At 71.8% G+C, this 17920-nt stretch carries 14 protein-coding genes and 1 riboswitch; of the genes, 9 read left to right on the top strand and 5 right to left on the bottom strand.

The window, feature by feature from the left end; genetic code table 11:
• Together ACFWBF_RS13625 and ACFWBF_RS13620 are read left to right on the top strand one after the other, a co-directional pair.
• A partial coding sequence (locus ACFWBF_RS13625; RefSeq protein WP_385599953.1) for an FAD-dependent oxidoreductase occupies positions 1 to 1707 on the top strand: 1707 nt, incomplete at its 5' end.
• A 24-nt stretch (positions 1708 to 1731) separates the two neighbouring features.
• Positions 1732 to 2520: a helix-turn-helix domain-containing protein gene (locus tag ACFWBF_RS13620; protein ID WP_385599950.1), complete on the top strand. Its 789-nt coding sequence runs from the start codon at positions 1732 to 1734 to the stop codon at positions 2518 to 2520.
• Here ACFWBF_RS13620 and ACFWBF_RS13615 read toward each other — a convergent pair.
• On the bottom strand, positions 2506 to 2931 hold the full coding sequence (locus tag ACFWBF_RS13615; RefSeq protein ID WP_385599971.1) for a hypothetical protein: 426 nt from the start codon (positions 2929 to 2931) through the stop codon (positions 2506 to 2508). The genes ACFWBF_RS13620 and ACFWBF_RS13615 overlap by 15 nt on opposite strands.
• Before the next feature lie 498 nt (positions 2932 to 3429).
• On the opposite strand from ACFWBF_RS13615, the gene rph reads away from it, so the two are divergent.
• From rph to ACFWBF_RS13590, 5 genes are all read left to right on the top strand, one after another.
• On the top strand, positions 3430 to 6051 hold the full coding sequence (rph, locus tag ACFWBF_RS13610; protein ID WP_385599947.1) for a rifamycin-inactivating phosphotransferase: 2622 nt from the start codon (positions 3430 to 3432) through the stop codon (positions 6049 to 6051).
• Between the two features lie 228 nt (positions 6052 to 6279).
• Positions 6280 to 7293 (top strand): hypothetical protein, encoded by a 1014-nt coding sequence (locus ACFWBF_RS13605; RefSeq protein ID WP_385599944.1) that lies wholly within the window; start codon positions 6280 to 6282, stop codon positions 7291 to 7293.
• The gene (locus tag ACFWBF_RS13600) at positions 7290 to 7859 is read left to right on the top strand and encodes a toxin-antitoxin system, toxin component (RefSeq protein ID WP_385599941.1); all 570 of its coding nucleotides are present in this window, start codon (positions 7290 to 7292) and stop codon (positions 7857 to 7859) included. Before ACFWBF_RS13605 ends, ACFWBF_RS13600 begins: the two co-directional genes overlap by 4 nt.
• Before the next feature lie 126 nt (positions 7860 to 7985).
• Entirely contained in the window at positions 7986 to 9554 is a 1569-nt protein-coding gene (locus ACFWBF_RS13595; RefSeq protein ID WP_385599938.1) for an NAD(P)/FAD-dependent oxidoreductase, read from the top strand.
• Positions 9551 to 10783 carry an MAB_1171c family putative transporter gene (locus tag ACFWBF_RS13590; RefSeq protein WP_385599936.1) on the top strand — a complete coding sequence of 411 codons (1233 nt, stop codon included), beginning with the start codon at positions 9551 to 9553 and terminating at the stop codon, positions 10781 to 10783. Before ACFWBF_RS13595 ends, ACFWBF_RS13590 begins: the two co-directional genes overlap by 4 nt.
• 58 nt (positions 10784 to 10841) lie before the next feature.
• On the opposite strand, the gene ACFWBF_RS13585 is transcribed toward ACFWBF_RS13590, so the two are convergent.
• A complete protein-coding gene (locus ACFWBF_RS13585) occupies positions 10842 to 11687 on the bottom strand; it encodes a bifunctional 5,10-methylenetetrahydrofolate dehydrogenase/5,10-methenyltetrahydrofolate cyclohydrolase (RefSeq protein ID WP_385599969.1) in 846 nt (281 codons plus the stop codon).
• A 72-nt stretch (positions 11688 to 11759) separates the two neighbouring features.
• A riboswitch (ZMP/ZTP riboswitch) is annotated at positions 11760 to 11854 on the bottom strand.
• 57 nt (positions 11855 to 11911) lie between these two features.
• On the opposite strand from ACFWBF_RS13585, the gene ACFWBF_RS13580 reads away from it, so the two are divergent.
• The gene (locus ACFWBF_RS13580; RefSeq protein WP_385599933.1) at positions 11912 to 12673 is read left to right on the top strand and encodes a methyltransferase domain-containing protein; all 762 of its coding nucleotides are present in this window, start codon (positions 11912 to 11914) and stop codon (positions 12671 to 12673) included.
• Positions 12674 to 12888: 215 nt separating this feature from the next.
• Positions 12889 to 14475: an RNA polymerase sigma factor gene (locus ACFWBF_RS13575; RefSeq protein ID WP_385599930.1), complete on the top strand. Its 1587-nt coding sequence runs from the start codon at positions 12889 to 12891 to the stop codon at positions 14473 to 14475.
• A 4-nt stretch (positions 14476 to 14479) separates the two neighbouring features.
• On the opposite strand, the gene ACFWBF_RS13570 is transcribed toward ACFWBF_RS13575, so the two are convergent.
• From ACFWBF_RS13570 to ACFWBF_RS13560, 3 genes are all read right to left on the bottom strand, one after another.
• Positions 14480 to 16303 carry a hypothetical protein gene (locus tag ACFWBF_RS13570; RefSeq protein WP_385599928.1) on the bottom strand — a complete coding sequence of 608 codons (1824 nt, stop codon included), beginning with the start codon at positions 16301 to 16303 and terminating at the stop codon, positions 14480 to 14482.
• Positions 16300 to 17361 carry an ATP-binding protein gene (locus ACFWBF_RS13565; RefSeq protein ID WP_385599925.1) on the bottom strand — a complete coding sequence of 354 codons (1062 nt, stop codon included), beginning with the start codon at positions 17359 to 17361 and terminating at the stop codon, positions 16300 to 16302. Before ACFWBF_RS13565 ends, ACFWBF_RS13570 begins: the two co-directional genes overlap by 4 nt.
• Positions 17362 to 17448: 87 nt before the next feature.
• Entirely contained in the window at positions 17449 to 17898 is a 450-nt protein-coding gene (locus ACFWBF_RS13560; protein ID WP_385599922.1) for an SRPBCC family protein, read from the bottom strand.
• Positions 17899 to 17920: the final 22 nt, after the last annotated feature.

Here is a 17920-nt window from a genome sequence, read left to right as displayed (position 1 = left end):
GCGCCCGCACAGGCCGCCGGGAGCGCGGCCGCCGCGGCACCGCCCACCGGCCGCAGCGTCGCCGTCCTCGGCGGCGGGGTCGCGGGGCTGACGGCGGCGCACGAGCTCGCCGAGCGCGGCTACGCCGTCACCGTGTACGAGCGCCGCGCACTCGGCGGCAAGGCCCGCAGCATGGACGTGCCCGGCAGCGCGCGCGGCGGCCGCCGACCGCTGCCCGCCGAGCACGGCTTCCGCTTCATCCCGGGCCTCTACCACAACCTGCCCGACACGATGCGGCGCATCCCCTTCCCCGGCAACGCCAACGGCGTGTGGGACAACCTCGTCGCCCCGCGCGAGATGATGTTCGCCCGGGCGGCCGGCCGCGAGGACCTGCGGGCGCCCATCCCGTGGCCCGACCACTCCCCCGCCGAGCTGACCCCCGAGGAGCTGCGCCGGGCGCTCACCGGCATCATGCAGTCGCTGGTCAGGCTCCCGCCGCACGAGACCGCGTACTTCGTCGACCGTGCCCTCGTCTTCCTCACCAGCTGCGACGAGCGGCGCGACGAGGTCTGGGAGCACACCCCTTGGTGGGAGTTCGTGCGCGCGGCCCGGATGTCGAGCGAGTACCAGCGCATCCTCGCCATCGGCGTCACCCGCAACATCGTGGCGACCAAGGCCGAAGAGGCCTCCACCCGTACGGTGGGCACGCTCGGCGAGGCCTTCGTCTTCAACCTGCTCGGGCGCGGCGCCGACGGCCCGCCGGACCGCATCCTCAACCTGCCGACCAACGAGGCCTGGATCGACCCCTGGGAGGCCCATCTACGCTCCCTCGGCGTGGAGTTCAAGATGGGCTGGACGGTACGCGAGGTGCAGTACGCCGACGGCCGCGTGAGCGGGGTGCTCACCGAGGACCCCTCCGGGGCCGGCCGCACCGTCACGGCCGACCATTACGTCAGCGCCCTGCCCGTCGAGCACGCCCGCCGCACCTGGAGCCCGGCGCTGCGGGCCGCCGATCCGATGCTGGGGCGCTGCGACAAGCTGGAGACCGACTGGATGACCGGTATCCAGTTCTATCTCACCGAGCGCGCGCCCCTCGTCCACGGACACCTCAACTGCATCGACTCGCCTTGGTCGTTGACGGCGATCCAGCAGGCCGAACACTGGCCCTCTCGGGACTTCCCCGCCGACTACGGGGACGGCGTGGCGGTCGACTGCCTGTCGGTGGACATCTCGGAGTGGGACAAGCCCGGCATCCTGTACGGGAAGACGGCCAAGGAGTGCACCCGCGAGGAGGTGGCGCGCGAGGTGTGGGCGCAGCTGAAGGCCTCGCTCAACGACACGGGCCAGACGCTGCTGACCGACTCCAGGCTGCACTCCTGGTTCCTGGACCCGGGCGTGGACGGGCTGGGCACTGCGAACCCCACCAATCAGGACCAGTTGCTGATCCACCCCACCGGCACCTTCCACAACCGGCCCAGTGCGGCAACCCGGATCCCGAACTTCTTCCTCAGCGGTGACTACGTGGCCGTCGACATCGACCTGGCCACCATGGAGGGCGCCAACGCCTCGGCCCGCGCCGCGGTCAACTCCCTGCTGGACCGGGACGGTTCGAAGGCCGTCCGGTGCACGGTCCGGCCGCTGTACCGGGCGCCGGAGGTCGAGGCCGCGAAGCGGCACGACCTGTGGCGCCACCGTCTCGGCCTGCGGAACATCTTCGACCTGGGGTGACCCCGCTCGGCTAACGTCGTGGGCATGACGATGACGAGTGTGGGAGTGCTGCTGCGCACTTGGCGGGAGCGGCGTGGCATCAGCCAGCTGGAGCTGGCGGGCCGCGCCGACTCCTCGTCCCGGCACATCAGTTTCGTGGAGACCGGCCGGTCGCGCCCCAGCGAGGAGATGGTGCTGCGGCTCGCCGACCGGCTCGACGTACCGATGCGGGAGCGCAACACACTGCTGCTGGCGGCCGGTTACGCACCGCGGTACGCGCACACCCCGATGGACGCCCCGGAGCTGGGGGTGCTGCGCGAGAGCCTGGAGCGGCTGCTCACCGGCTACGAGCCGTACCCGGCGCTGGTGGTGGACGGCACGTACACGGTGGTGGCGGCGAACCGGGGCATCACGATGCTGCTGGAGGGGGTACCCGAGCACCTGCTGGCGCCGCCGCTGAACGCGATGCGGCTCACCCTGCACCCGCAGGGGCTGGCCCCGCGCATCCGCAACCTGCGGGAGTGGCGGGGGCACCTGCTGGAGCAGATGCAGCGGCAGCTCGCCCTCTCGCGTTCGCAGCCGCTGCGGGCCCTGTACGACGAGGTGGCGGCGTACCCGGTGGCGGAGCAGCCCGGCGACGGCGAGCCGCAGGAAGCGGCGCCGTACATCGCGCTGCCGCTGCGGATCGAGCACGACGGGCACGTGCTCTCCTTCGTGTCGTCCATCTCCACCTTCAACACGCCGATGGACGTGACCGTGGCCGAGCTGGCCATCGAGACCCTGCTACCGGCCGACCCGGCGACGGCGAAGTACCTGCGCTCACTGGCCTCCTGAACCGGTTGAGCGCAGCGCCAGCTGCTGGAGGAGGGCGAAGGAGGCGACGGTGAGGGCCTGCGCCGGGATCCACACCGCGCCTGCGGTCGTGGGCGAGAGCCAGGTGAAGAGCGAGACCAGACTGAGCGCCGCCCAGGCCCAGTTGGCCTCGATGACGAACTTCACGGGGAGGGCCGGGGTCCGGCTCCGCGAGGCGAGCAGGCCGACGCCGGCTCCGTAGGCGGTGAGGAAGAGCCCGAGCCCGAACAGGGTCGTGGCGCCGACCCCGAGCAGCCGCCCGAGCGGGGCGGAGAAGACGGCGTAGGCGAGACCGTTGCCCGCGGTGACGACCGCGTCGAGGGCGAGCACCCGGCGGAGCGCGATCCGCGGGACGGCGGTGCGGGCGACGGTGGCGAGCAGGGTGGCGGACATGAGGGCTCCCTGAAGGTCGAAGGCGCTGGTGGCGGTGGAGATCCGGGCGGGCCCCGGAGCCGAGTGCGCGGCCCCGGAACCCGTTGCCACCACGATGCCGCCGTCCCGCCGCGGGGTCGATTACCTCCGGGGTAAGGAGCCCGCTCCGGGGACGTGCCTGGAAGGCCTCGGCCACCGCCGGTCGGGCCGACGACGCGTACCCGTACGCGGCGCGCCGCCGCCGCAAAAAAGCAAAGGCAAGGAGAGCTCTCTCCTTGCCACTCTCAACTTATAGCGCACTGGGGGGCTTGCGGCAAGGCCCGGGTCACGGCGCAGAATCGTCGGCCGAGGCCACAACCTGCGGAAATGGGGGGCACGACGCGTGCGTGAAGGTGCGTCAGAGGGACGGCAGCCGGGGATGAGGATGTGCTCGGCAAGCGGTTCGGCAGAGTGGGAGGCGCCGGTGATTCGATCGGCCAGTGCAGTGCAGCGGGACACGGCTGCCTTGGAGGTATCGCGGTGATCGAGCAGTACGTGTGGGATCTGCAAGAGGTTGACGAGACGCAGGTCGCGGTCGTCGGCGGCAAGGGCGCGCACCTGGGCGGACTGTCGCGGATCGAAGGCATCCGTGTGCCGGGTGGCTTTTGCGTGACGACGGACGCCTTCCGGCGGATCATGGCGCAAGCGCCGTCGATCGACGATCTGCTTGGTCGTTTGTCGCGCGTGAACCCGGACGACCGGGAGGAGATCGGGACGCTCAGCGCGCAGATTCGTCGGACCATCGAAAAAATCGCCATCCCGGGCGATCTCGCGGCGGCGATCACCACCGCTCTCGGCCGGCTCGGCGAGCAGGCCGACGCCTACGCCGTCCGGTCCAGCGCGACGGCGGAGGACCTGCCGACGGCCTCTTTCGCCGGCCAGCAGGACACGTACCTGAACGTCGTGGGGCCGACGGCGGTCCTGCGGGACGTCAGCCGGTGCTGGGCCTCGCTGTTCACCGAGCGGGCCGTGATCTACCGCATGCGCAACGGCATCGACCACCGTACGGTCCACATGGCCGTGGTCGTGCAGCAGATGGTCTTCCCGGACGCGGCGGGCATCTTGTTCACGGCGGACCCCGTCACGGGCAACCGGAAGGTCGCCACCGTGGACGCCGGCTTCGGTCTCGGCGAGGCGCTGGTCAGCGGACTGGTGAAGCCGGACGTCTTCAAGGTGCGGCACGGCGAAATCGTCGCCAAAACGATCGCCGCCAAACAGCGTGCCGTTCACGCCCTGCCGGCCGGCGGTACCCAGGAGGTGGCGATCGACGCGCGGCGCCAGGAGCAGCCGGCGCTCACGGATGCGCAGGTCGTGCGGCTCGTGCAGCTCGGGCGGCGGATCGAAGCGCACTTCGGCCGCCCGCAGGACATCGAATGGTGCCTGCTCGACGACGGCTTCCAGATCGTTCAGAGCCGGCCGATCACGACGCTGTTCCCCATCCCCATCCCCATCCCCGTCCCCGAGACCGGCGACCAGGACCATCACGTCTACGTCTCCGTTGGTCACGGGCAGATGATGACCGACCCCATGAAGCCCCTGGGGCTCTCCATGTGGCAGCTGACGGCCATGGTGCCGATGCACGAGGCCGGCGGGCGACTGTTCGTCGACGTCACCCGGCGCCTGGCCTCGCCCGTGAGCCGCGCCGGTCTCCTGGACGTCCTGGGGAGAGGTGATCCGCTGATCAGGGACGCTCTGGAGACCGTCCTCGACCACGACGATTTCGTCCCGTCGCTCCCCGACGCGGGTCCCGGCGGGCCGCCGGCCGGCGGCGCGTCCGCCCCGATCGAGACCGATCCGGCCATCGTCACCGAGCTGATCGAGCGCAGCCGGGTGTCCATCGCCGCCCTGGAGCGCGACATCCGGACGAAGAGCGGACCGGCGCTGTTCGACTTCCTGCTGGAGGAGGCCTTCGAGGAGCACAAGCGAGTGCTCGGTGATCCGCTGAACCTTCAGGCGATCATGGCGGGGATGGAGGCCACGTGGTGGCTCAACGACAAGCTGCAGGAGTGGCTGGGCGAGAAGAACGCGGCTGACACGCTCACGCTGTCCGCCCCCGGCAACATCACGTCCCAGATGGGACTGGAGCTCCTCGACGTCGCGGACGTGATCCGCCCGCAGCCGCAGGTGGTGGCGTTCCTGCAGGGCGTCGAGGACGAGGGCTTCCTCGACGAGCTGGCGAAGCTCGCGGGCGGGACCGAAGCGCGCGACGCCATCGAGGCCTACCTCGACCGGTACGGCATGCGCTGCGTCGGCGAGATCGACATCACGAGGCCGCGTTGGCGCGAGCGCCCCACCACGCTCGTGCCCGTGATCCTCGACAACGTCAGGAACTTCGAGCCGGGCGCCGCCGGGCGGCGCTTCGAGGAAGGCCGGCAGAAGGCGCAGAAGAAGGAACAGGACGTGCTGTCACGCTTGCGGGCCCTGCCGGACGGGGAGCGGAAGGCCGACGAGGCCAAGCGGATGATCGACCGGGTCAGGACCTTCATCGGGTACCGGGAGTACCCGAAGTACGGCATCGTCAGCCGCTACTTCCTCTACAAGCAGGCCCTGCTGGAGGAGGTCGGGCGCCTCGTGCAGGCCAACGTGCTTCCCGAGAAGGAAGACGCCTTCTACCTCACGTTCCGGGAACTCCACGACGTCGTGCGCTCGAACCAGGTGGATGACCAGCTCATCCGGCGGCGCAAGGACGCGTTCCGGTCGTACCACGCGCTCACACCGCCCCGGGTGCTCACATCGGACGGTGAGGCCCTCACCGGGGCGTACCGGCGCGACGACGTGCCGGCCGGCGCCCTGATCGGTCTACCGGTTTCCGCCGGGACCATCGAGGGAAGGGCCCGCGTCATCCTTGACATGGCGCAGGCCGATCTCGAAGCGGGCGACATCCTGGTCACGACCTTCACGGACCCCAGCTGGTCGCCGCTGTTCGTCGCAGTCGCGGGCCTGGTGACGGAGGTGGGCGGCCTGATGACCCATGGCGCGGTGATCGCCCGGGAGTACGGCTTGCCGGCCGTCGTGGGCGTGGATCAGGCCACCCGGCTGATCCGGGACGGGCAGCGGATCCGCGTGCACGGAACGGACGGGTACGTCGAGATCCTGCCTTGACCGGACACACCGAGAAGCCCCACCCGTGGCCGGCCAGACAGCGCCGAGCAGAGGAGTTCAGCGCCGCGGGGTCATGCCGGTGGCATGCCAACCTTTCTTGAGACGGATGGAAAGAAAGGTTGGGGGGCGCCCTGGTTCGCCACGCAGCGGAGGGCTACGCTTCACGCACAGCAACCGAATCGAACGTCTTCTCTACCAGACTCCTCTCGAGTGACGGAGAACTGCCCGGTGCGAGCCGCCCGACCCGACCTCGACACGATCTGGGGCCGCGTCGTGGAGTTGGCGGGGCAGCGCGGCCAAGACCCGGCCGAGGTGCTCTCCGTCGAGCGGCTGAGCCACCTGTCCGGGGTCGAGCCCGCGCTCATTCCCCGTGTGGTGGCCGGCGCCGCCCCCGAACTCCCGCTGTGCCGGCGGGTGCACCAGCGGTTCCTGCGGCTGCGCTCCACCCGCCGCGACCGGTACGGCCGGGAGTGGTCGCTCGCCGCGATAGCCGAGGACTTCGACGCCCCCGGGGCCTCCCTGGGGCCGCTCAACGCGGGCACCGGACTGCCCCGGCTCGGCCACGCGGCCGGCGTACAGCGGTTCTTCGGGGTCTACGCCGGCTTCCTCCTCGCCGACAGCAAGAGCGCGGTCGAGCGGGCGCTGGCCACCACCGCGCTCGGCCCGGCCGGCCCGGCGGACGCGGACGACCTGGAGCACCTCTCGTACCTCACCGGCATCACCCCGCAGGGCATCCGGCTCACCCTCGACGGCACGCCGCCCCGGCTACCGCTCAAGGAGCAGGTGCGCCTGCGGTTCGAGCACCTGCGCCGCACCCGCCGCCGCGAGGACGGCCAGCCCCACTCCCTCTCCGCCATCGCCGGCTCCTTCGACGCCTCCGGCCAGTCGCTGACCCGGCTGGCGCGGGGCGACGGGCTGCCGAACCTCGCCGCGGCCGCCGGGATCCAGCGCTTCTACGGCGTCGAGAGCGGATTCCTGCTGGCCGACGACACCGAGGCGCTCGGCTCCGCCCTCGCCCGCGTGGAGCGCGAACTGGAAGCCGCGGAGCGGGCGGTGGGGAACCCCATGCTCGCCGTGATGAGGGCACACGACGTACGCAACATCGTCACGCGCGCCGGGAAGCTCTCCCCGGGCGGCTGGAAGTCCCTGGCTGACCACCTGGACGATCTGCTCGCGCGGGAAGGGCAGTTGAGCCCTCCCGGCGCACCCTGTGACCGAACTGCCGAGGGGGGAGCGCCATGAGGACGACGCGGGCCATGCGAAGGCTCGGCTGCGATCTGCTGGCGGAGGCGCGGCTGACGGCGCCGTCCGAGGCCGGCGAGATCATCGGGAGCGTCTGCGCCGCGTACGCGCGCAGGCGCGGCGGCCGGCCGGTGGAGTTCCGCTTCGCGGTCTTCCCGCCCGACACCGCCAGCGGGCTGTGGCTGGAGTTGACGGAGCGCGACCTGCTCGTCATCGAGGAGCGCACCCGGCCCGAGCACCAGCTCGTCATCGCCTGCCACGAGTTGTGGCACCTGGACGAGGGCACCTGTGACCGTCACGGACCGGGCATGGCGGTGGCCGCCCGGCTGACGGAGCGCCACGGCAGCCTCGCCGAACTGCTGCGCTCCGACGCCGGACTCGGCACGGTGGTCCGGCAGGCGGCCGCCCGCGCCGACCGGGAGGACCCGGCGGAGATCCGGGCCGAGACCTTCGGACTGCACCTCGGCAAGCTGCTGAAGCCCTACCTGCCACCGCCACCACCCCGGGAAGAACAGGTCCCCGAGGCGATCGAGCGCATCAAGACCTCGTTCGGCTGGGGACGTTGAGCGCGGAAGACGACCAGGCCCCGAAACCCGGGGCGTGACCACAGCGGCGGCCGACCACCGCCTTCCCCGCCGACGCACCTCCTTCGCCGATGCCTCGGGCACGGCCCTGACAGAGAGCACCACACGATGACCCAGTCTTCCCCGCCCCGCCACGCCGTCGTCATCGGCGGCAGCCTGGCCGGCCTGCTCGCGGCGGCCGTCCTCGCCGAGCACACGACGGTCACGATCATCGACGCGGACTCGCTGCCGGACGGCCCGGCGCCGCGGCGCGGACTGCCCCAGGCCCGCCACGTCCACCTCCTGTGGTCGGGCGGGGCCCGCGCCATCGAGGAGATCCTGCCGGGGATCACCGACGACTGGACGGCCGCGGGCGCGTTCCGCCGGAGCCTGCCCACCGATCTGGTGACCAAGACCGCCCAGGGGTGGCTGCGGCGCCACGACGAGATGCAGTTCAACATCTCCTGCAGCCGCGACCTCCTGGACTCGGTGGTCCGCTCCCGTGTCATCGGGCTGGCCGGGGTCACCACCCTGGAGCGCAGCCGCGTCCGCTCCCTGGAGGGCACGGCCGCCCGGGTCACCGGGGTCCGCGTCGACACCCCGGAGGAAGAGAACCGGCTGGTCACGGCCGACATCGTGGTGGACGCGAGCGGCCGCGGCTCCCGAGCCCGCGCCTGGCTGGAGGCGCTCGGCCCGATCGGCCTGCGGCAGGCCGAGGTCGACTCCGGCCTCGTCTACGCGACCCGCATCTTCGAGGCGCCCGCCGGAGCCCACGCCGCCGGCTTCCCGATCATCAACGTGCAGTCCGACCCCCGGGTGCCCGTACCGGGCCAGACGGCGACGCTCGTACCGATCGAAGGCGGCCGCTGGCAGGCCACCCTGTCCGGCACCCGCGGCGGGCAGCCCACGGCCGACCCGGACCGGTTCATCCCGTTCGCCAAGGGCGTGCGCGACCCGATCGTCGGCGCGCTCCTCGAAGGCAAGAAGCCCCTCACGGACGTGGCCGTCACCCAGGGCACCGCCAACCGCCGGGTGTACTTCGAAAAGGCGGAGCTGCCCGACGGCTTCTTCGCCGTCGGCGACTCGGTGGCCACCTTCAACCCGCTCTACGGGCAGGGCATGACGGTCGCCGCCCAGGGGCTGCTCGCCGTACGCGGCCTGCTGCGGGCCAAGGGCCTCGCCCACCCCGCCATCGGCCGCGAGGCGCAGCGGGTCATCGCCCCGCAGGTGGCCATCGCCTGGGACCTCGCCACCTCGCAGGACATCCTCTACCCGGGCGCCACCGGCATGAAGCCGCGTGCCGGGGCGGGGCTGCTCAACGGGTACATCGACCGGCTGATGACCGGCGCCCTCACGAACGAGTCGCTGGCCGCCGCCCTGCTCCAGGTCATCACCATGAACCGGCCGCCCACGTACTGGCTGCGCCCGTCCATGGTCTGGGAGGTGCTGCGGGCCTCGGACCGGGGCGCCCTCAAGGCCGCGCCGCTCACCACCGCCGAGCGGGCCGTGGCCGGCCTCGCCCGCGCGACCGGCGCAGCGGACCCGGTGAGCCCGGTGGACCCGGTGGACCCGGTGAGCACCGTGGACGCGGTGGGTCCGGTCGACGTGGTGAGCCCCTTGGACCGGGTGAGGCCCGTCGAGACCGTGAGCCCCGTCGACCCGGTGGGTCCGGTCGACCCCGTCGGACAGGCCCGATGACGGAAAGCCTGATCCTCTACGTGCCGGGGCTGGTGATCGCCGCGGCACTGATCGTCAAGGCGCCGACCTTACGCAGGGGCTGGGACCAGCCCCTCATGCGCGCCGTCTGCACCCTGCTGGCGGTCGGCTCCCTCGCCGTGTTCCTCTCGGCGCCCCCGACGATCGTCCTCGTCAACCGCCTGACCGGCATCGTCAACTTCTCGGCTCCCCTGGTCTACAGCCTGCTCACCGCGTTCTCGGGCGCCTCCATCGTGCTGATCCTGTACTGGGGCGGCACCCCGACACCCGGTGTCCTGCGGACCATCCGCGTCACCGTGGCCGCGTACAGCGCCGGCATCGTGCTGATCGTCGCCCTGTTCGCGAAGGGTGACGCGCCGGTCGAGCGGCTGCGCGACATGGACACGTACTACGCGAACACGCCCTGGATCCGCGAGATGATCGTCTGCTACCTGGTGGCCCACACCGTGGGCAGCACCGCGCTCACCCTGCTGTGCCGCAAGTGGCTGCGGCGCCTGACCCCGGCGGCGGGCTCGCCGGGCCCGAAGAATCCGATGCGCCCGCTGCGCACCGGGCTGGCGCTGCTCATGCTCGGCGGGGCCATGGACATGGCCTTCGTCACCGTGAAGTGGATCGCGGTGGGAGCCCATTGGAGCGGTCGCGACTGGGACGGGCTGTCCACGTACGGGGCGCCGCCGATCGCCGCCACGGCGGCCCTGCTGGTCGGTACGGGGTTCATCGTGCCGCTCGTCGGCGGCTCGGCGGCCTGGCGGGACTTCAGCGAGTACCGGCGGCTGCAGCCCCTGTGGGCGGCGCTGCGCGGGTTCGCCGCGTCCAGTGTGATGACCGTACCGATGGCCTGGTGGTCGCCGGTCGGGATCCGGCTGATCCACCGGGAGTCGGTGATCGACGACGGCATCCTGGCCCTCGCGTGCTGGTTCGACCCCGCCGTACGCAGCCGCGCCCACGAGGCCGCGCTCGCCGAGGGCCTCACCGAACGGGAGGCCTCCCTGGTCGCGGACGCGGCCATGCTGGCCGCGGCCTGCCAGCACCGGGCGGCCGCCGACCGGGCGGGCGACGGCTGCGCCGGGCCGGGCGCGGGGCTCGGCTGCCCGGCCCCGTACCGGATGGACTCCCACCGCCTGGACTCGCAGCCGCTGGCCGAGCTGGCGCAGGAGTTCCGCGCCTCCCCCATCGTCGCCGCGGCCCGCCGCCGCGCCTCCGGCGTCTAGGGCAGTGACCGCCGCCCCGGACCGAAGGGCCCGGGGCGTTCCTGGCGCTCCGGGACCGCTACAGGTCCGCGAGCGACAGGCCGGCCTGCGCGGCGGCGGCCCGGACGGTCTGCTCCAGCAGTACGGCGATGGTCATCGGGCCGACCCCGCCCGGGACCGGGGTAATCAGCGAGGCGCGGGCGGCGGCGGACTCGAAGTGGACGTCGCCCACGTTGCCCTCGTTGTAGCCGGCGTCCAGGACGACCGCGCCCTGCTTGACGTCCTCGCCGCGGATGAACTCGGCCTTGCCGACCGCGGCGACCAGCACGTCCGCCTGGCGCACGATCGACGGCAGGTCCACGGTGCGCGAGTGGCAGTAGGTGACGGTGGCGTTCTGCTCCAGGAGCAGCATCCCGGCCGGCTTGCCCAGGATCGCGCTGCGGCCGACCACCACGGCGTGCTTGCCGGTCAGGTCGACGTCGTACTCGGCGAGCAGCCGCATGATGCCGCCGGGGGTGCAGGAGACGAAGCCCGGCAGTCCGAAGCCCATGGCGGCGAAGGAGTGCATGGTGACCCCGTCGACGTCCTTGCCGGGGGCGATGGCCTCGAAGGCGGCGCGCTCGTCGATGTGGTGCGGGACGGGGTGCTGGAGCAGGATGCCGCTGATCTCCGGGTCCTCGGAGAGCGCGGTGAGGGCGGCCACCAGTTCCCCGGTGGTGGTCTCGGCCGGGAGCTCCACGTGGCGGGAGGTGATCCCGGCCTTGGCGCAACGGTTCTGCTTCATGCGTACGTAGGTGACGGACGCGGGGTCCTCGCCGACCAGCACGGTCGCGAGGCAAGGAGCGGTACCGGTGCGCTCGGTGATCTTGGCCGCGTAGGCGGCGGTCTGCTCCGAGATGCGGCGCGCGAGGGCGGTGCCGTCCATCAGCCGGGCGGTGGAGGTGGCGGTCTGGGCAGTCGTCACGGGGTCTCCTGAACGTCGCTGCGGTTCGCGGTAGCGGTTCGCCCAGGCGCGCGGCAGTCGACGTACGACGCGTACGCCGGGCCGCTCCCCGGTGGTGATCCACCCGAACGCCAGTCACGGCCCGGAGCCCACTGTAGTCGACTTATCCGGTGGATGACCGGGGCCAGAGCTGGGACGATCTACACATGACGCGTACTTTCGACCATCTCGTGGCCGAGGCCGAGTCCGTATCGGTGGACGGCTGGGACTTCTCCTGGCTCGACGGCCGCGCCACCGAGCAGCGCCCCTCCTGGGGCTATCAGCGGCTGCTGGGCGAGCGGCTCGCCCGGGTCGGCTCCGCACTGGACATCCAGACCGGCGGCGGCGAGGTCCTCGCCGGCTGCGGACCGCTGCCCCCGCTGATGGCGGCCACCGAGTCCTGGCCGCCCAACATCACCAAGGCGACCCGGTTGCTGCACCCGCTCGGCGCGGTCGTGGTCGCGGACGCCGACGAGCCGCCGCTGCCGTTCGGCGACGAGGCCTTCGAGCTCGTCACCAGCAGGCACCCGGTGACCATCTGGTGGGACGAGATCGCGCGGGTGCTCCGGCCCGACGGCACCTACCTGTCCCAGCAGGTCGGTCCGGCGAGCGTCTTCGAGCTGGTCGAGTACTTCCTCGGGCCCCAGCCGGAGGAGATCCGCCGCGGCCGGCACCCCGACGACGCCGTGGCGGACGCCACGAAGGCCGGGCTCGAGGTCGTCGCTCTGCGCTCGGAACGACTGCGAACGGAGTTCCACGACATCGGAGCCGTGATCTACTTTCTCCGGAAGGTGATCTGGATGGTGCCCGGCTTCACGGTCGGGCAGTACCGGGACCGGTTGCGCGAGCTGCACGAACAGATCGAACGCGAAGGCCCGTTCGTCGCGCACACCGCCCGTTTCCTCATCGAGGCCCGCAAAACGGGCTGACGGAAGGGGCCGACGGAACCGCGCCGGATTGGTTGCCCCGCCACAGCGTGGCGCAGGTCACTCAATTCAGCGCGTAACGAATCGACTCGGGCATGCGATGAACCGACAGGTGTCCTCGCGCGGCCCCGGAATACAGACCCCCCTCGGGTCTGTTTCCCGAGTTCGCGCGATGATGTCCGGCCCACCCCTTATCTGTTCGCAACGAGAGGCTCCTTGTGTCGCTCAGCCCGTCCCGTACGTTCCCCACGGAGATCGCCGAATCCGAGGCCCTTGTCGCGCTTGTCGAGCGCGGCCGCGAGCAGGGTCACATCAACGGTGACGACGTGCGCCAGGCCTTCGAGGCCGGCCGCATCCCGGTGGACCAGTGGAAGCGGGTCCTGCGCAGCCTGAACCAGGTCCTGGACGAGGAGGGTGTCGCACTGCACGTCAGCGCCGCGCCCGCCACGAAGGTTGCCGCCAAGAAGCCGCGCAAGGCGGCCGCTGCCCCGGCCCGCACCGCCACCAAGAAGGCTGCCGCCGCGCCGCGCCCCATCGGCGCGCGCAAGACCTCGGCCACCAGCCCGGCCCCTGCCACCGCTGCGGCGATATCCGCTCCGTCGGCCGCCGCCACCGAGGACGAGACGACGGCCGAGGCCGTCGCCGAGCCGAAGAAGCGGACGGTCAAGAAGACCGCCGCGAAGAAGACCGCCACCAAGAAGACGGCGGCGAAGAAGACCGGCGCCAAGGACGGCGACGAGGCCGAGACCCCGGCGGCCGAAGGCGAGGACTGGGCGGCCGAGGACCTCGCCGACGACGCCGAGGAGGAGACCCCCAAGCCCGGCGGCACGCAGGGCTTCGTCCTGTCCGACGACGACGAGGACGACGCCCCGGCACAGACGGTCATGGTCGCCGGCGCCACCGCCGACCCCGTCAAGGACTACCTCAAGCTCATCGGCAAGGTGCCGCTCCTCAACGCCGAGCAGGAGGTCGAGCTCGCCAAGCGCATCGAGGCGGGTCTCTTCTCCGAGTACAAGCTCGAAGAGGAGGAGGACCACAAGCCCGCCTTCAAGCGCGAGCTGGAGATCCTCGTCGAGGACGGCCGCCGGGCCAAGAACCACCTGCTGGAGGCCAACCTCCGCCTCGTGGTCTCCCTGGCCAAGCGCTACACCGGCCGCGGCATGCTCTTCCTGGACCTGATCCAGGAGGGCAACGTCGGCCTGATCCGCGCCGTGGAGAAGTTCGACTACACCAAGGGCTTCAAGTTCTCCACGTACGCGACCTGGTGGATCCGCCAGGCGATCACGCGTGCCATGGCGGACCAGTCGCGCACCATCCGCATCCCCGTCCACATGGTCGAGATCATCAACAAGCTGGCCCGTGTCCAGCGCCAGATGCTCCAGGACCTCGGCCGGGAGCCCACTCCGGAGGAGCTGGGCAAGGAGCTCGACATGACCCCCGAGAAGGTCATCGAGGTCCAGAAGTACGGCCGCGAGCCGATCTCCCTGCACACCCCCCTGGGTGAGGAGGGCGACAGCGAGTTCGGTGACCTCATCGAGGACTCCGAGGCGGTCGTTCCGGCGGACGCGGTGTCCTTCACCTTCCTCCAGGAGCAGCTCCAGTCGATCCTGGGCACGCTCTCCGAGCGCGAGGCGGGCGTGGTCTCCATGCGTTACGGCCTCAACGACGGCCAGCCGAAGACCCTGGACGAGATCGGCCGCGTGTACGGGGTCACCCGTGAGCGCATCCGCCAGATCGAGTCCAAGACCATGTCGAAGCTGCGCCACCCGTCGCGTTCGCAGGTGCTGCGCGACTACCTCGACTAAACCGTCAGGTCAGTCGGAAGACGGGCCCCCGTGGCGTGAACGGCAGGGAAGCACCCTGCGGAACCAGATAGGCGTGCTCGCGCCGGATCCGCAGGGTGTCGCACCACCCGTCCGTGATCACCAGCACCGGGGCCCCGGGCGGGAAGTCCTCCGCCCGCTGGAGCAGGTCGATGCCCGGTTGCAGTTCCGTGCCGCCGCGACCGCGCACCCGTACCCGGCCCGCGATCTCGCTCGGCGGCAGATAGCCCGCGTCGTACGGCGCCGCGTCACAGAACACGACGCGTGCCGCCGGTACGTCGCGGGCCTCTGCGTACGAGGCGATCGCGCCCAGCGCCTTGCCGAGCAGGGCGGCGTTCATGGACCCCGAGGTGTCGAGCACCACCCCGAAGGTGCAGCGGGCGATCTCCTCGGGCGGGAAGTACCGGCCCGCGCGGGGGATGTCCGGGGTGGACGCCTGGCGGCGTGCCGGGCGCGCGTAGGACCGTACGGCCACGGGACGCGGCACGTACTCGTCGAACCAGCGGGCGAGGCGGGCGTCCCAGGGCACCGGCGGGTGCGCCAAGGCCCGGATCTCCTGGATCAGCCCGGCGGGCAGCAGCCCGCGTTCCCCGTACTCGTGCAGGTCGAAGCCCTGGACCAGGGCGCGCCGGTAGAAGCCGTCCAGATCGCTGTACGGGCCGCTCCCCGGGTGGGGCAGCGGCTCGCCCAGGATGTCCCCGAGCCCTTTGCCGCGCAGGGTCGCGAGGCGGCGCATCCGGCGCAGGTCGGTGGTGATGCGGTCGTAGACCTCCTCGACCGAGAGGTCCTTCAGCGCCGGGTCGTGGAGCAGCCCTTCGGGCATCTCGCCGACGTCCATCTCCACGAGCCAGCCGTTGACCACGTAGTCGGCGGCCACGTTGTGCAGGTACGGGTCGCGGGCGCCGCGGCGCTCGCCGTGGCGCAGGGCGGCGTGCAGCATTTCGTGGGCGAGGATGAACCGCCATTCGCCGTCGGTGAAGGTGCGCAGCGGGTTGACGTAGATCTCCCCGGCGCTCGTGCTGACGGCGGCGATGGCGATGCCCTGGGTGCGGGCGAGTTCGGCGTCGGCGACGATCTCCAGGCCGGCGGCGAGGCCACCGAGCAGCGGGTACGAGGAGACGAACCAGTTCAGCGCCCGGTCCCAGGGGTGCCGGCGTACGCGCTCTCCGGTGACCCGGTCGCGGCGGCCGCCCGCGACGTCCATGGCGGCGGAGACGCTGCGGGTCAGGGCGTGCGCGAAGGCGGTCTCCCAGTCGGGGACGGCGCTGTTGCCCCAGGCCGGCCAGGTGACCAGGAGCTGGTCGGGGTGGTCCCCGGCGGTGCCGCAGCGCTCGTAGGCGGCCGGGATGCCGTCGCGGCGCCAGCGGGCGGCGAGCAGTTCCTCGTCGCCGCCGGGGTACTGGGCGGGGAGGTGGTCGGGGGCCCGGCCGACGGAGAAGGTCAGCAGGAAGCGGTTGACGACGGCGCAGCGGGCGGCGAGGTCGAAGCGGTCGGGCTGCGGACGGTCCTCGTCCCTGCCGGCGGGGACGTGGCCGAAGCCGAGGTGGAGCAGGGCGTGGGCGATCGTCCAGGCCCACTCCCGGGGGTCGGCCCGTCGGGCGGGGTGGGCGTGGATCGTGCCGTTGGAGGTCACGACGGCCAGTCCCCCGGCGGGGGCGGCCGCGCAGCCGGCCTCGCGGCAGATGTTCCCCTCGACAGCGGCGAGGGCCGGGTTCCGTTTGACCAGGGCCAGGCCCTCGGCGAAGGCCTGGGTGGCGGGGTCGGCCTTGGATTCCTTGCCGTTCTTGCCGCGCGGGGCGCCGCTGCTCACCGGCGGGCCTCGACCAGGCGGGGCATGTCGCGGGCGGCCTCGATCAGGAACCAGCCGGGCAGCACCGGCAGCCCGTCGCCGTCGTCGGCGATGACGGTCTGGGCGACCTCGACGGAGATCTCGGCGAGCTGCACGAGCAGGGACTTGGCCCGGTAGGCGGTCTGCCGGACGGCGGGCGAGACGTGTTCGCGCTGCGCCGGGAGTTCCTTGATCAGGCGGCCTCGGAAGGCATCGGCCAGGTAGTACAGCAGGTCGCGGTCGGCGGGCCGGGTGGGCCAGGAGGCCTCCCCCTTGATGATCGCCTCGATGCCGAAGCTGTGGCGGACGATCTTCGCGTAGCCGCAGAAGGAGACGGCGTGCGCGGGGGTGAGGGTGCCGTGCGCGACGACCTTCAGGGTCTGCTCGTCCAGCTCGGGCCCGAAGGAGTGCAGGGCGTCGGAGAGCATGTGCCAGGAGCGCGGCGTGGAGAAGGGCTCCTCGGTCTTGGGCGGCTGCGACCACAGGTGGTCGGGGCGGTCGGTGAGGTGGTCGGTGATCCAGGGGTGGATGCCGTTCTCGCCGGCCCAGATCAGCCAGTCCCGCGCGGAGGCCTGGAGGTGGACGTGGGTGAGGCGGTTGACCAGGGCCGAGGCGATGGGCCGGGCCAGCGCGTTGTCGGTGGCCCGGTTGCCCGCGCCGATGACGATGGAGCCCGCGGGCAGCTCGTAGGAGCCGATCCGGCGGTCGAGGATCAGCGAGTAGAAGGCCTTCTGGACGTCCGGGGACGCGGCGTTGAGCTCGTCGAGGAAGAGGCAGTACGGCTCGTCGCGGGCGATGGCCTCGGGCGGGCAGAAGACGGAGCGGCCGTCACGGATCTGCGGTACGCCGATCAGGTCCTCGGGGGCGAGCTGCGTACCGAGGAGGCTGACGCACTCCAGGCCCAGGGAGTCGGCGAACTTCCGCACGAGCGAGGACTTGCCGATGCCGGGCGCCCCCCAGAGGAACACGGGCCGCACGGTGGCGAGGCCGAGGAGCAGTTCGGGGATCTGGGCGGGAGTGACGGTCACGGCAGCCTGCACGGGTGTGGATGTCCTTCGGGGTCCGGGATGTGGTGCGCCCAGTGTGGGCGCACCACGTCTCCGGGAGCATCCGGTTTTCCCGCCGGCTCAGGCCGCGGAGTGCTCCAGCAGGTGCTTCAGCTTCTCCTCGCTGCGGGGCATTTCCTTGCGGACCATGGGCTTGACCATCAGGGGGACGAGGCCCCTGCCCATGCCGTGGCCCTCGAAGTCGACGGACAGCGTGACGCGCGAGCGGGTCCCGTTGTCGAGGGGTTCAATCCGGCCCCGTACGTCCGGCCGGACGGGCCCGTCGACGCCGTGGAGGTGCCAGCTCCGCGGCGGGTCGAGTTCCGTGAACTCCACGGTCGAGGGCATCGTCCGCTTGCCGATCTGGCGGGTGACGAGGACCCTCGAACCCACGTGGACCGGGAGGTCGCCCACGGGAACCGCGGACACGGCGCTGTCCTGCCACTCCGGCAGGTGCGTGGGGTCCGTCACGTAGGCGAAGACGTCCTCGGGTCTGCGGTCGATGTCGATGCTGTTGCTGATCGCGGACATGGCGACCCCTTGGAGCCCCCCT

This window comes from Streptomyces sp. NPDC060028 (assembly GCF_042736725.1).
Taxonomy (GTDB): Bacteria; Actinomycetota; Actinomycetes; order Streptomycetales; family Streptomycetaceae; genus Streptomyces.
This window is presented reverse-complemented; position numbering and strand designations above follow the sequence as displayed.

What these genes read in the sequence shown, in the direction of transcription:
- ACFWBF_RS13620 (WP_385599950.1), top strand. Translation starts at nt 1,732, where the DNA reads ATGACGATGACGAGTGTGGGAGTGCTGCTGCGCACTTGGCGGGAGCGG.
- ACFWBF_RS13615 (WP_385599971.1), bottom strand. Translation starts at nt 2,931, where the DNA reads ATGTCCGCCACCCTGCTCGCCACCGTCGCCCGCACCGCCGTCCCGCGG.
- ACFWBF_RS13600 (WP_385599941.1), top strand. Translation starts at nt 7,290, where the DNA reads ATGAGGACGACGCGGGCCATGCGAAGGCTCGGCTGCGATCTGCTGGCG.
- ACFWBF_RS13595 (WP_385599938.1), top strand. Translation starts at nt 7,986, where the DNA reads ATGACCCAGTCTTCCCCGCCCCGCCACGCCGTCGTCATCGGCGGCAGC.
- ACFWBF_RS13590 (WP_385599936.1), top strand. Translation starts at nt 9,551, where the DNA reads ATGACGGAAAGCCTGATCCTCTACGTGCCGGGGCTGGTGATCGCCGCG.
- ACFWBF_RS13585 (WP_385599969.1), bottom strand. Translation starts at nt 11,687, where the DNA reads ATGGACGGCACCGCCCTCGCGCGCCGCATCTCGGAGCAGACCGCCGCC.
- ACFWBF_RS13580 (WP_385599933.1), top strand. Translation starts at nt 11,912, where the DNA reads ATGACGCGTACTTTCGACCATCTCGTGGCCGAGGCCGAGTCCGTATCG.
- ACFWBF_RS13560 (WP_385599922.1), bottom strand. Translation starts at nt 17,898, where the DNA reads ATGTCCGCGATCAGCAACAGCATCGACATCGACCGCAGACCCGAGGAC.